We start from the raw sequence: 13359 nt of genomic DNA, 5'->3' as shown, positions 1-13359 counted from the left end.
TGCTAGGCTAGTTGCCGCATGTTAAGCACATATCTACCAATTTGATTAAAACTAAATCATCATTTCTATAATCTCTTGTGAACTTTTCCCTTCAATTCCAATTGAATTTAACGTGGTACCCTGTGTCCAATAGTTGGTACCATGAAGCTGTGATGCCAAATCAATGATAGTATCGCAGCGTGGAGAGGGGGTTCCAATCTGTTTAGCCAGTCTTGCTATTGGCATGATAACGCCTGGTACGTCCTCTGTTATATAACGACTCTTCACATTTTGCCCGATAAGGTCAGCATACGGAGTTTCAGCACTGTTAACGTACTCATATAGATTTTTTGTATCGTTTTGACCATAGTATAATTTCATAAGATCCAAAGCTGATGTTAATGTAAATCCTAAATTTGAACCGATTGAAATTCTTTCTTGATCGAGATATTCCATCTGTTCACTGATTAATGGTGTAATACCGTCTATATAGTGCCTAAACGTAGTGGGATTTTTCTCTATCTGCCCGTAGTTCAGAAGCAGCGGGTAAGGGTGCATTACAAAATTAGCGTTCGAAAAGTCTAGCGCAAGTATATGCTCCGCAGGAAGAAAACTAACATAACCATCAAAAATATCATTCAGAAACTTGCGTACTTCGGGGCCGACTGATAAAGGAGTACTAGCAATGTGAATAGAAAATTTTCTTTTAAATATAACAACAGTGTCGAAATTTTTAATCCGGCAAGCGTAAGGCATTGTTTCAGTTGTTGATATATATATTTTTTTATTACAATGCTCATCAAGCATCATTTTTTTTAGGCGATAGGCCGCAAAATTACTTGGAACTACGATAACGTGTTGTCCATCTTCAAGATAGGGGATCATTTTCCTAAAAATAGGTTTGTGTGCAAACGAAGGAACAATAACAAGAATACAATCTGCTCCTTTCATAGCATCCTCGATATTCATAGTAACTCCAGCAAGTTTTCCCCCTAATTGGATATCACCCTCAAGAAACATTTCTTTCTTTTCTTTTAGCTTTAGATAGTCTTCAGTAGCTTCGAGAGGTTCCCACATAACTACAGAACACCCTTTTGCTGCTATTTGAGCACACCAAGCTCTGGCGCCATTTCCACTTCCAAGAACAGCAAATTTCATTTTAAAATTGCCTCCTTAGTAAAGCATGTTTGAACAGCAAGTAAAATAAAACAATTTATTCAAAGCGCATATGCAGAATAGTTCAATTTTATTAAAAAGTCAACTAACATGAAATTTTTTTACTGTAGTGATACTTATTACTTTATAAAATATTTTGATTACAATGAAAGAGTGGAAGGAGTTCATTTTAGTGACAAATATATGTTTCTGTTTACGCTCGATTTTGCCCCAACTATAATTCTGCTTTAACTTACAGTTACAGAATAAAAAAGTTTTTTCTCCAAATGGACAAGTAAGGCTTATTTACCTTATGGATCTACAATTTTGGATGAATAGAAGTTTATAATGTGAAAAAACACATTTATTCACAAGAAAAACCCAAACAAATCATGATTTTTAAAAAAATAAAAAAACAGCTAATCCTGATGAGGACAAGGGCTAGCTGGCTAGTATGTACCTAAGCGGTGATTATTAGTCAATTACAGCGTAATTCAATTTTGCTCTAGTGCTTGATACACGGAGGAATTCTTATTATCTAGCTGTAACGGATCATCAAAAATTATGTGAAAAAGTATAGTGAAATAAAAAGTCTTGATGGTGTGAGTGTTATAAATAGAATTCATTTATCGTAGCTTTATGCTCATGTTTCATATAACCTTTTGTGAGGGGTTATAGTCTTCTCCCCGATAACGTGATAAAGAGAATAGTGGAAATCCCAGTTAATCTGTTTGGTTCCCGCCATTTCAAAAATGAATGGGCTCAATAACAGCTACAGGACAGAAGTATCGGCTTTTGAATTGGCTGAAGAAAGCTCGTATATTTTCCCTTTTGATGCTTTTCCGTCCATTTCTCTTCTTCCATGTAACCGTTCCTGATTGTAATATTTTACCCATTTTGTAGCGAGAGTCATAAAGGTTTTATGAGATGCAATATAGGGAAGCACAGGGATGGGGTCAGTACGGTGGCTCTGTTCCATAAAGCCCTGGGGCTCTTTCTGTTGTTCCTCCGGAAGATGTTGCTGATTGTGTATAGGGAGAAAGTCAGGCTGAAGATGCGGGCCAGTTTCTTGGCAAGTCGACGAGTACCCATGTTTGTATTCTTCTGAACTTCAAGAACGATAGCCTCCATATGAGGCTGTGTTCTTTTTGAATGGGATGGGATGATCGTGGTCCCCTTTTTCCTTTTTTCATGAGATCAGTTACGACTTCTAGTGCTGCTGCAGAGTTCTCAGATCGCTGTAAGCGTTGGTATAACGATGTCATGGTGGGTTACCTCCAGTTTCCTTTGTCTTGGTTGTGTGAGCAACACCAGCATCAGGAGAGGTGTCCGCCTTTTTCATTATCTATTTCACTTTACCTAAGTAAACGAAAGTGAAGTGGTACAACAAGCGTAAAGTGTTGTTGGCGATAAACGATAGGTTGAAAACTTCCGATATTTTCTGGTTTTCATTATTCCACGAGATTAAACATGTTTTGCAAAAAAGAATAAAGTTAACCATTGTAACAGATGATAATGTTTCATTGGCAGAAAGTCTGATTCAGAGATTAGAGCTTGAGGCTGATGGATTCGCAAGAGATATTCTTATCCCTAGAGAAAAATATTTAGAGTACATACAAGAGGGGATTTTTACTGAGCAGAGCATAAAACAGTTTGCGGAAAAAGTTGATATAGATCCAGGTATTGTGCTTGGACGTTTACAGAAAGACAAATATGTACCTTATAGTTATTTCAACAATTTAAAAATAAGGTATGAAATACAATTAAATTTCTCATCTACAGCCTGCTAGCTCGTTTCCAAAACAGGTAGCAAAATTTACGCCACCCAAAATATGGAAGAAACCTTCAATTAAGGATGTGAGTTGTTTAAAAAGGCTGAATATAGATTAAAGTGGTTTATAGTTATAATATGAGGGCAAAGAAGGGGGGTAGTATAGCGTGTTACGCATTAGGGAAATGCTTGAGTTTCCCTGTTTAAAAGGGTCTATAGTTTTGGCAGGACAACAAGGGCTTGATAATCCGGTTCGTTGTATAGATGTTATAGAAGTGCCAGATGCAGACCAATGGGTGACACCTGGCACTTTTTTTCTTACAACTGCTTATGCCTATAGAGAAAATATTTCACGTCTAGCACAACTAATTAAACTTCAGGCAGAAGGAGGTGCTTCTGGCATAGGAATAAAAGTAGGACGTTTTATACAGGCTTTGCCGGAAGAAGTACTCAAAATATCTGAGCAAGAAGCTTTCCCAATGATCCTTCTGCCCCCAGAATTGCCGTATGTTCCTGTAATAAAAGAAGTTATGTCACAGATATTTGAGAGGGAACAATTCTTAAAGAGATCTTTAAATAAACAGGAAATATTGCAGTATATGCTGAGAGAAAGCGTTTCTGAAAAAGAAAAGCTGGACTTTTTCCGTCAACTAAATCTCTCTCTGTCTGATCAATGTTGTTTCATATTATTTGAGTTCCCAGACAATAGAGGTGTAAATGACATTTCTATTTGGGAATTTGTTGAAAAAACGAGGTTGAAGAGAAAAGATTTCTTTGCTGTTCAACTTGATAATATTATTGGTCTTCTGTTTATAGTGTGCGATGAGTCAAGTTTTGTGGACGTGAAAAATATAGCACGAAGAGTGTCTTCATCGTCTCAAAGTGAATTAGGGGCATATTATGTAAGCGTAAGTGCCCTTCATTTTTTAGAAGAAGGTATAAAGGAGGCATATAAAGAGGCTTGTTTTTCCTTAAAAATTATAAAGAAGCTTATGATTTGGCAATCAAGTTTTGCTGATTTTGATAGCCTTCATTATCTTTATTTTTGGTATACACATCCTAACCGTAAAGACCTTATTCACACGAGTCGTTTGATTTTAGAACCCGTTCTGGCCTATGACGAAAACAATAACAGCTCTTTGTTACAAACGCTTAAAATTTTTTTGCTTATGGATTGCAATCAGAAAAAAGCTGCTGAAGAGTTGCATTTACACAGAAATTCGTTGCGTTATAGATTAAACCAGATAGAAGGAATTCTTGGTACTGACGTTTTTTCCGGTTTCAAACTACAGCGGTTGTTTTTTGCGCTGATCACATATGCTCTCCTCGAAGATGAGAACCCTACATAAGTTTTGTGCATTGTGCATAGAGAACGTTTTTTTCTTTGTATGTTGATCCCATTGTTTTTCCTCTACCTTAAAGATATAAATACATTAGAGAAAACTCTATAATGATGTAATTGTATCCATAGCAGTAACTTCTCTTTGTTTTTTGGCGTGAAACTATGGCATATTTTTACGTATTTGCTCCTACGTATCACAGTGTGCTGGGAATAAAAAGGAGGGGAAAATATGAATGGGTCCAAGAAGCATGTGAAAGCTCTTGAGCCAAGGACTTTTGTTTTAAGCATCATAGTTTCTGTTCTTTCCGCTATTATCTGTATGCAAATCATATCAAGAATAGGTATTACGCCAAACACATCAATTATAGGAGCCATTGTTGCAATGACTCTAGCTCGTATTCCTCTATCATTTTTAAAAGACTTCCGTTCACTTGATCGTCAAAATCTTGTACAAACAATGACTTCAGCTTCAGGTTTTGGAGCGGCAAATTGCGGTTTGCTTGCCGTGGGAATTATATATGTGTTAGGTGCGCCTAAATATATTTTCCCCATGTTAATAGGTTCTGGAATAGCGACAGTTATTGGAATGCATTTTGTATATAAAATATACGATTCCGATCTGTACCCTGCTACAGGTGCATGGCCTCCTGGTATAGCTACTGCCCAAGCCCTTATTGCAGGAGACGAAGGAGGAGAAAAAGCGCGCCGTCTCTTGGAAGGGGTTGTAGTTGGTGCTATCGGCAGTCACTTTGGTCTCCCTATGGCAGGAGTAGGAATAGTTTTTATCGCTAATATTTTTGCCATGTCTGCCTTAGGAATCGGTCTTGTTATACGAGGATATTCCGGAGTGCTATTGGGGCTGGATTTAGGTAAAACCTATATTCCCCATGGCGTTATGATTGGAGCTGGTATTGTTTCTCTTGTGCAGGCTCTTGTTGTTATTTCGCGTAAAGGAACATCCAGTTCTCAAGAAAAAACTAATGATTCTCTTCCTAACACTGTTACCCCTCAAGAAACTAAAAAAGCAATTATTTTTCATACAATACTTTTTGGGTTAGGAGCAATTGTTTTGGCTCTTTTGAGTGGGCTTTGGAGAGACATGAGCTTCGGAAAATTACTCTTATGGGTGGCTTGGGCTACTTTTTCTGCAGTTGTTGCTCCTATTCTTGTAGGTTTAAGCGCGATGCACTCAGGATGGTTCCCAGGTTTTGCCATTAGCGTCATATTCTTGAGTCTTGGCCTTTTTATGGGGTTTCCCGGAGTTCCTTTGGCTCTTTTGGCGGGATATGTTTCAAGTACAGGGCCATGTTTTGCTGATATGGGATACGACTTAAAAACAGGGTGGATTATTCGTGGTAAAGGGAGAGATAGAGAGTACGAGCTTGACGGACGTCGCCAGCAAATGATAGCTGAAATTATAGGGGGCTTTGTAGCGGTAGTAGTTGTTTTTTTCTTTATGAATATGCATTTTAAGTTAGATATGTTGCCTCCGGTAAGTCGCGTTTTTGCTGCTACAGTTTATGCTGGAGCTAATCCTGATGTTCTTCGGCAATTGCTTTTATGGAGTGTTGCGGGCGCTGTTATTCAGTTACTAGGCGGTGCTAAACGTGCTATTGGTATTCTTTTTGCTACAGGACTCCTTATTAAAAATCCTATATATGGAATAGGTGTTTTAGCTGCGGTAATTTGTCGCATTATTTGGGGGACCAAGTGGATGGAGATGCGAGAAGCAGGTTTAATTGCGGGGGATGGCATCTACGGATTTATTTCCGCAGTTGTTCGAAGTTTTGCGTAAAAGGGGATACTTAGCATGGTAAAGACTTATTATCGTATTGGTCTCATACGAGTATTAACTGCGTACGATCAAAAAGTTCTCGAATCTCACGGCCGACTTTTAATGTCTCTTTTCCCAGATTGGGAAGTGCTCTCTTTGTGTATTCCTGATCAGCCAGAAGGAATACATGATGAGGAGACGAAAAAGAAAGCCCTTCCTAAGATAGAAAACCTAGCTCTCTCTATGATTCAAGATAATATTCAAGGTTTAATTATAAGTTGTGCAGATGATCCGGCAGTAGATAAACTCAGCAAAAAGCTCTCCATCCCTGTTATAGGCGCGGGACGTTCTACAGCTTTGCTTGCTATAGGAGTAGGGAAACGAGTTGGAGTTATTGGAATAACAGATGAAACTCCAATAGGGATGAAAGAAGTTTTAAAAGATTCTTTAATAAAAGAAATACATCCTTATGGAGTGAACTCTACTCTTGATCTTATGACCCCAGCTGGGCGAGCTTCTGTTTTAAAAGAGGCATTTACTTTAAAAAAAGATGGAGTGGATGTTATTGCTCTTGCCTGTACAGGCATGTCAACTGTTTCTTTGGCATCAGAGATTAAAGACAGAGTTTGTTTGCCTGTTATAGATCCGGTGAGAGCAGAAGGATTTTTCATGAGGGCTGCTTTAGGGTTTTAATAAAATGGGGTTGATAATATGTCGAGAATAGTATTAATGGACGAACATGTTGAAGCCGCTGTTTTAGGTGGAGCTGTTTTAGGTGGTGGCGGCGGTGGAGCTATGCAACGAGGACTTGATCTTGGACATTTGGCAGTACGTATCGGACATCCTGTTCTTATAGGGTCTGAAGATTGCGAAGATGAAAAAGTGTTAGTGACATGTTCTGGGGTTGGAGCCCCAGCGGCGAAAAAGGCTTTCGTTTCGCCGCGAAGTTATTGGCGAACAATAGAGTTACTCCAGATGCATAGTAGCAGTCTCATAAACGGGCTTATTACTAACGAATGCGGGGGCAACGCTATTGTTAATGGTTGGCTTCAAGGGGCACTTCTTGATTTACCAATTGTAGATTTGCCATGTAATGGCCGCGCTCATCCTACAGGAGTAATGGGATCTATGGGGCTTCACAAGAAAAAAGATTTTGTATCTGTTCAAGCTTTTGCTGGGGGGGATCCAGAAGATAATACGTATATTGAAGGTTGTGTTTCTGGAAGTCTAACTGAAACGTCAGCCTTAGTTCGTCAAGCTGCGGTTCAGGCACAAGGTTTAGTAGGAGTGGCGCGGAATCCTGTCCCAGCATCTTACGCTAAAGCGAACGGAGCTCCAGGAGCTGTCTCTATGGCTATTGATTTGGGAATGACCATGTTACAGGCAAAAGGACAAGGAGCGGAGAAACTAGTTTCTTCTGTTATAGAGTATCTTAACGGTGAAATTGTAACGCATGGAATTGTTCAGAACCTAAGTATTGAAACATCTGGTGGTTTTGATGTGGGACATATAGAAGTAGATGGCCATGTTCTTACTTTTTGGAATGAGTATATGACTCTTGAGAAAAAAAATGGAGAGCGCATGAGTACTTTCCCAGACCTTATTATGACTATGGATGGAGAGAGTGGTATGCCCGTTACAAGCGCTGAAATACAAAAAAGCCAATCAATATACATTATTGCAGTTCCTAAAGAACATTTGCGTTTAGGGGAAGGAATGCGATGTATAGAGCTTTTGAGCGATGTGGAACGTGTTGTTCATAAAAACATCATTTCGTATTTATGAAAGAGGGTGTAGATATGTCGTTTACTCGAACACTCGAAGCGATTGATCTTCTTGATCGTTCTGATGCCAGTGGGGATTTAGTAAAAGAAGCGTTTTACAAAGCGGGGATATCTGAAGTTGTAGTAAAAGAAATTAAAGGTCCTAAGGGGCATACAGATTTTATAAAAGCTATTATTCCAGGAACTCATGGAAAACGGGCAGGGGGGGTAGCTCCTACTTTAGGTGTTATCGGTCGATTAGGGGGAATAGGAGCTCGTCCAGAGCGTATTGGGCTTGTTTCTGATGGAGATGGGGCGGTAGCTGCTGTTGCAACTGTATTAAAGTTGGCTCGTATGCTTTTAGTATATGATGTCCTTCCAGGAGATGTTATTATCGCTACTCATATTTGTCCTAACGCTCCGACACAACCTCATGAGCCGGTTGCTTTTATGGGGTCACCTGTAGACATGTCAACGATGAATCAGCAAGAAGTTGATCCAGAGATGGATGCCATTCTAATTATTGACACAACTCGCGGTAATCGCATTATTAATCATAAAGGGTTTGCTATCTCGCCAACAGTAAAAGAAGGATATATCTTGCGGGTAAGTGAAGATCTTCTTTCCATCATGGAAATAGTCACAGGAGAGCTTCCCGTTGTTTTCCCTCTTACTATGCAGGACATTACTCCGTACGGTAATGGTCTTTACCACTTAAATAGCATATTGCAACCTTCAACTGCAATAACGGTGCCTTGCGTTGGTATTGCTATTACCTCTCATTCAGCTGTTCCTGGATGTGCAACGGGAGCTACTCATGTTACTGATATCGAGCAAGTTGTTCGTTTTAATATTGAAGTGGCAAAAAGTTTTACGAGAGGGAAATGTGCTTTTTATAACGCAGAAGAGTTTAAGTTGCTTCTTGACTTATATGGACCAATGACCCATCTTCAGACACTTGGTAGAAAGCAATAATGTATAAAGCACAAATAACACTTTCTGTTCCTATGGGGAAGCGGCTGATTGCGAAGGCTATCGCCGCTCTCCCGGATGTAAAAAAAGCGTTACGGGAAGGAAATATCCTCCTAAAAGGAGGAACGACCGTTTCTGCAGTATCCGAAGAGCTCATAGGCTCCTCTTTGAGGGTGAGTGGGCGAATCACACTCCGAGGGACAGTGTCGTGTAATAAAAATATTTTGACATATCCTCATAGTATACTTATTCATAAAGGAGAAGCTCAGAATGTCGATAGCTGTTTGCCACAGGTAGTATCAGAAATGAGGTCTTCAGATATTGCCGTATGCGGCGCCAATCTTATTGATGCTCACAGGCGAGCTGCCATGATGGCGGGATCGCCTTTAGGAGGTGCTCCGGGACAGATTGTTTCAACGCTTGAAGCAGAGGGAATTACGACATATATTGCTGTAGGGCTCGAAAAATTTGCTCCTTGTTCTTTAGATGATGCTATTCTTGAATGTGGGCGTAAAAAAATAGACACCTCTATGGGAATGTCTGTCGGGCTTATCCCTATTCCCGGTCGATTAATAAGTGAAATAGAAGCTCTTTCAATTCTTGCTCATGTGAGGGCCTGTGTTATCGGCAGGGGGGGAATCAGAGGTGGAGAAGGTTCCACTACGTTTGTAATAAGCGGGGAAAAACCAGAGGTTGAGAAAATTCTTCATCTTATCTCTACTCTGCTGATGGTTTCTGAAAGTGGAGTAGAAGAATCTCTTAATGAGTGTTCTAGTGGCGGACCTGGTTGCAAAACTCATTTAGGTTGTTGGTATCGTAACTGCTTGATGAAAGGGTGATACATAAGTGAAACGGTATTTAGGAACTGTAACCATAGGTCAAGCTCCACGAACCGATATTATTCCAGATATTATGCCTATTCTTGGCGAGAATGTAGAAGTGGTAGAGTCTGGTGCTTTAGATGGTTTGACAAAAGATGAAGTAGCTGAAATGGCACCGAAAAAAGACGACTATGTTCTTGTGACACGGATGCAAGACGGCTCTTCTGTTACTGTTGCTGAACGTTATATTACTGCAAGAGTGGAACAAAAGATTCAAGACCATTTTGATAATGGAATTCCCGTTGTTCTCCTTCTCTGTACAGGGGAATTTCCTGCTTTCAAAGAAACAGGATTGCTTATTCGTCCCCAGAGGATTCTTTATCAAGTGGTGCGGGCGGTAGCAGAAAATAAGAAATTAGCAATTATAACTCCGTCTGAAAGTCAAATAGCGCAGTCTAAAAGAAGGTGGGGATCTGTATCAAACAAATTATCCATAGTCTCAGCCTCTCCGTATGACGATCGTTCTCTGTTTGATAATGCTATAAATAAATTAAAAGAATGTGACCTTGACGTAATTATCATGGATTGCATGGGCTATACCATAGAAATGCAACAGAAAGTAAGGGAGTGCGTTGGGAAACCTGTCTTTCTTGCCCGGAGCATTGTCGCCAGAGTTATTAAAGAAATGTTTGGATAGAAGGTGATTTTTATGGATTTCGGGAAAATGGTCGATGTATCAAAACGTTTGCTCACTGATAACATGGGACTATTGAAAGAGGAAAACCTTTTAGTTATCTGTGATTATAAAACAGTAAATATTGCTCAAAGTCTTTTTGAGGCAGGGCAATTGCTAGGGTGTGAATCTCTTTTAGTCCAAATTCAGCCCATGAAAAAAAATGGAGAAGAACCACCAGCACGAGTCCGAGAATTAATGATTGCTTCAGATGTTATTGTTATTCCTACCAGCAAGTCAATGACCCATACTCACGCTAAAAAAAACGCTTGTGTAGCAGGAGCACGCATTGCAACTATGCCTGGCATTACTGAAGATATGTATTTTAATGGTCCTATTACAGCTGATTATAAAGAAGTTGAATTTTTAACTAAAAAACTTACAGCTCTTCTAGATCAGGCGAAGCAAGCTGAGATACGGAAAGATGGTTGTTCTCTTACATTGTCTCTTGAGGGACGGAAAGGGGTTCCAAGTACTGGCGTATATAGAGAAAAAGGACAGTCTGGCAACTTACCCTCTGGAGAAGCTTTTATAGCTCCAGTAGAAGGAAGTACATCTGGTGAAATTATCATAGATGGTTCTTTTGCAGGGATAGGTGTTTTGGAGGGGCCGTTAAAGCTTTTTTTTGAAAATGGTAACCTTGTAGATGCTCAAGGGGTAGATAGTCAGAAACTTATGGAGCTTCTTGGCGAAAATCCATTAGCGCGGAATGTGGCAGAGCTTGGAATAGGAACAAATAACAAAGCTAGGGTGACAGGTGTTATTCTTGAAGATGAAAAAATATATGGAACGGTTCATATAGCTCTTGGTAGTAATGACACTTTTGGTGGAACTGTAGCGGCAGGCATTCATGTAGATGGAGTCATTCTTAATCCAGAACTTTACCTTGATGGAGAATGTATCCTTTCCCATGGAACCAAAAAATTTTAAGGTGTTAAAGCGCATAAATAAAACCCATTCTTTAGGCTTTCTCTATGCGGGGTTTCCTTTCGCTATGGGGGCCTTTGAAGGTTTATATGTTATCAGGATAAAGCAACTGTGCATGAAAATGTAGCAATGAAACTAGCAACTATGTTGGGGACTAGTGCCAGTTTATGGCTTAATTTGCAAGCAAAATACAAGGAGAGATGTGAAGTTATACGATCTTTTCGAGCAGAATTTACGCCACCCAAAATGTAGTCTTTATTCACCGCCGATCGCTTTCAGCGCAGAATCTATTTGTTCGGCGTCAGGGAGTGTACGTATCTTTGTATACCCTAATATGCGTTGGCCCTCTTCCGTTGTGGCGAATACATGTTAGAGGTATGCGTGTCTTTACGTAGCCTCCATGCCTTCAAGAAACTCTTTCAGCACCGTTGCGTTGTTCTGCTCATTATTCTTAGAGCTGTAGAGCAGCGTTACTTTGAGTGTTTTCGCTATCTCTGCAAGGGCTCGGAGCTCCTCAATGTGTGTTTCCAACTCTTCCTGATATTGCTTTTCGAACTCAGCCCACGAGAGTCCCCCGCCATGAAAAAGCTTTCGAAGCTCGTTTGATGGGGCAACCTCCTTCATCCATTCATCTACTTTTGCTTTCTCTTTTGATACTCCTCTGGGCCATAGACGATCGACCAAAATGCGGTGTCCATCGCTGGAATCCGCTTCATCGTAAATTCGTTTCAGCGTTATAGGCATTTTTCCCCTCCTCGTTGGCAAGAACTCTAAGCCACTGACGATTATGGCCAGGCGGGCGAACTTGATTCCTTATTGAGAAGAGGCTGCACTAACACCAGTGGCGCCTCAATTTGTAGTCTCGCCTAAGCGTGTAGCAGTGCCCCAACTCACAGCGACCCCTTCGTCTGTTCCGGCTTTAACTTAAAGGAGAGCGTGTTTCTCCTTTATCTTGTTGGCGAGCCTGTCTAATGCCTCGAAATCTTCTTTCCGAGGATATCCCTTGCACATGACCGTATCTAACACGTCAACCTTAAGGTTGGGGATGAGCCCGGCGATCTGTTCCACAGCCTTGGTTCCCCAGCCATATGACCCGATAATAGCCGCATATTTCACTTTAGGCTTGAGGGCATTGGCGAGTTGGGTTACAGAAAAGACGATGGGATGAGGCCCGAAATGGACTGTAGGTGTTCCAATGACAATGGTGGCGGCGTCAACGAGGGCCATGGCGAGTTTTCCTATATCTGTTGACGATAATTCGAACTTTTCCACCTTAATATCCCGCTCTGCCAGGGAACTGACGAGATACTCTACCATCTTTTCGGTGCTGCCATGCATTGATATGTAAGGAATCACTACTTTGTTGGCAACTGTATCTGAAATCCAGTTACGGTAGTAGTCGAGGATGCACTGAGGCTTGTTGTAGATTGGCCCGTGGCTCGGTGCGATGAGTTTAACATCGAGGTCGCCAATCTTTTCCATGTTCTTCTTGATAATCGATCTGAAGGGCATCATTATTTCCGCATAGTACCGCTTGGCAGCTTCGCACACGTAGGGATCGTCGCCAGCGTAAAGGTCTGACGTGGCAAGGTGTGATCCAAAGAAATCACAGGAGAAAAGGATGTTTTCTTCCTCCAGATAGGCCACCATCGTTTCGGGCCAGTGAACCCACGGAGTGTAAATAAAGGCGAGCGTGCAGTCTCCCAGCGAGAGTTTTTCGCCGTCATTTACAATCTTGATCCGTTCTTTCGCTACGTGGAGATGATCGATAAGCAGTTCCTGCGCTTTCTGAGAGCATATGAGTTGGGCGTGGGGATACGCCTCTAAAATTGTGGGTATGGAACCTGAATGATCCTGTTCTGCATGGAGCGATATGAGGTAGTCAATTTGCGGAATGTCACGCAGCTGTTCAAGCAAAATATCCACCTTTGCGGGGTCTACAGTGTCAATAAGAGTCGTTTTTTCGGAACCGCGCAACAGGTAGGCGTTATAACTTGTTCCGTCGGGAAGAGGAATGAGTGAGTCGAAAAGCCGCCTGTTCCAGTCAATTGCTCCCATCCATTGAACTCTCTCGCTTACTTTTCTTGGCTTCATGCGCTTTCCCTCCTTGTTGAGAAGAAGG

At 40.9% G+C, this 13359-nt stretch carries 13 protein-coding genes; 9 read left to right on the top strand and 4 right to left on the bottom strand.

Annotated elements, in window-relative coordinates:
- Positions 1–51: 51 nt before the first annotated feature.
- Entirely contained in the window at positions 52–1137 is a 1086-nt protein-coding gene (locus B4J50_RS02650; protein WP_286846917.1) for an NAD/NADP-dependent octopine/nopaline dehydrogenase family protein, read from the bottom strand.
- A 769-nt stretch (positions 1138–1906) separates the two neighbouring features.
- Complete coding sequence (locus tag B4J50_RS09790) at positions 1907–2113, bottom strand: hypothetical protein (RefSeq protein WP_333593006.1); 207 nt, start codon at positions 2111–2113, stop codon at positions 1907–1909.
- 418 nt (positions 2114–2531) lie between these two features.
- On the opposite strand from B4J50_RS09790, the gene B4J50_RS02640 reads away from it, so the two are divergent.
- The 9 genes from B4J50_RS02640 (at position 2532) to B4J50_RS02600 (ending at position 11240) form a co-directional block, all read left to right on the top strand.
- Complete coding sequence (locus B4J50_RS02640; protein WP_286934929.1) at positions 2532–2924, top strand: ImmA/IrrE family metallo-endopeptidase; 393 nt, start codon at positions 2532–2534, stop codon at positions 2922–2924.
- 148 nt (positions 2925–3072) lie between these two features.
- The gene (locus tag B4J50_RS02635) at positions 3073–4254 is read left to right on the top strand and encodes a PucR family transcriptional regulator (protein WP_286846913.1); all 1182 of its coding nucleotides are present in this window, start codon (positions 3073–3075) and stop codon (positions 4252–4254) included.
- 222 nt (positions 4255–4476) lie between these two features.
- Positions 4477–6042, top strand: a complete 1566-nt coding sequence (locus tag B4J50_RS02630) for an OPT/YSL family transporter (protein WP_286846911.1) — start codon at positions 4477–4479, stop codon at positions 6040–6042.
- 15 nt (positions 6043–6057) lie between these two features.
- Complete coding sequence (locus tag B4J50_RS02625) at positions 6058–6714, top strand: aspartate/glutamate racemase family protein (RefSeq protein ID WP_286846910.1); 657 nt, start codon at positions 6058–6060, stop codon at positions 6712–6714.
- Between the two features lie 18 nt (positions 6715–6732).
- Positions 6733–7806, top strand: a complete 1074-nt coding sequence (locus B4J50_RS02620) for a DUF917 family protein (protein ID WP_286846907.1) — start codon at positions 6733–6735, stop codon at positions 7804–7806.
- Positions 7807–7820: 14 nt separating this feature from the next.
- Positions 7821–8759, top strand: a complete 939-nt coding sequence (locus B4J50_RS02615) for a DUF1177 domain-containing protein (RefSeq protein WP_286846905.1) — start codon at positions 7821–7823, stop codon at positions 8757–8759.
- A gap of 32 nt (positions 8760–8791) precedes the next feature.
- Positions 8792–9595 (top strand): hypothetical protein, encoded by an 804-nt coding sequence (locus B4J50_RS02610; protein ID WP_286846904.1) that lies wholly within the window; start codon positions 8792–8794, stop codon positions 9593–9595.
- A 7-nt stretch (positions 9596–9602) separates the two neighbouring features.
- Positions 9603–10274, top strand: a complete 672-nt coding sequence (locus tag B4J50_RS02605) for an AroM family protein (protein WP_286846902.1) — start codon at positions 9603–9605, stop codon at positions 10272–10274.
- Between the two features lie 12 nt (positions 10275–10286).
- Positions 10287–11240, top strand: a complete 954-nt coding sequence (locus B4J50_RS02600) for an aminopeptidase (protein WP_286846900.1) — start codon at positions 10287–10289, stop codon at positions 11238–11240.
- 384 nt (positions 11241–11624) lie between these two features.
- Here the strand turns inward: B4J50_RS02600 and B4J50_RS02595 are convergent, their stop codons facing one another.
- Both B4J50_RS02595 and B4J50_RS02590 read right to left on the bottom strand, forming a co-directional pair.
- The gene (locus B4J50_RS02595) at positions 11625–11981 is read right to left on the bottom strand and encodes a DUF488 domain-containing protein (RefSeq protein WP_024821942.1); all 357 of its coding nucleotides are present in this window, start codon (positions 11979–11981) and stop codon (positions 11625–11627) included.
- Positions 11982–12161: 180 nt separating this feature from the next.
- The gene (locus B4J50_RS02590) at positions 12162–13331 is read right to left on the bottom strand and encodes an FprA family A-type flavoprotein (protein WP_024821943.1); all 1170 of its coding nucleotides are present in this window, start codon (positions 13329–13331) and stop codon (positions 12162–12164) included.
- Positions 13332–13359: the final 28 nt, after the last annotated feature.

It is taken from the genome of Aminobacterium sp. UBA4908 (genome assembly GCF_002398115.1).
Lineage (GTDB): Bacteria > Synergistota > Synergistia > Synergistales > Aminobacteriaceae > Aminobacterium > Aminobacterium mobile.
This window is presented reverse-complemented; position numbering and strand designations above follow the sequence as displayed.

What these genes read in the sequence shown, in the direction of transcription:
- B4J50_RS02615 (WP_286846905.1), top strand. Translation starts at nt 7,821, where the DNA reads ATGTCGTTTACTCGAACACTCGAAGCGATTGATCTTCTTGATCGTTCT.
- B4J50_RS02590 (WP_024821943.1), bottom strand. Translation starts at nt 13,331, where the DNA reads ATGAAGCCAAGAAAAGTAAGCGAGAGAGTTCAATGGATGGGAGCAATT.
- B4J50_RS02595 (WP_024821942.1), bottom strand. Translation starts at nt 11,981, where the DNA reads ATGCCTATAACGCTGAAACGAATTTACGATGAAGCGGATTCCAGCGAT.
- B4J50_RS02610 (WP_286846904.1), top strand. Translation starts at nt 8,792, where the DNA reads ATGGGGAAGCGGCTGATTGCGAAGGCTATCGCCGCTCTCCCGGATGTA.
- B4J50_RS02625 (WP_286846910.1), top strand. Translation starts at nt 6,058, where the DNA reads ATGGTAAAGACTTATTATCGTATTGGTCTCATACGAGTATTAACTGCG.
- B4J50_RS02600 (WP_286846900.1), top strand. Translation starts at nt 10,287, where the DNA reads ATGGATTTCGGGAAAATGGTCGATGTATCAAAACGTTTGCTCACTGAT.
- B4J50_RS02630 (WP_286846911.1), top strand. Translation starts at nt 4,477, where the DNA reads ATGAATGGGTCCAAGAAGCATGTGAAAGCTCTTGAGCCAAGGACTTTT.
- B4J50_RS02620 (WP_286846907.1), top strand. Translation starts at nt 6,733, where the DNA reads ATGTCGAGAATAGTATTAATGGACGAACATGTTGAAGCCGCTGTTTTA.
- B4J50_RS02650 (WP_286846917.1), bottom strand. Translation starts at nt 1,137, where the DNA reads ATGAAATTTGCTGTTCTTGGAAGTGGAAATGGCGCCAGAGCTTGGTGT.
- B4J50_RS09790 (WP_333593006.1), bottom strand. Translation starts at nt 2,113, where the DNA reads ATGGAACAGAGCCACCGTACTGACCCCATCCCTGTGCTTCCCTATATT.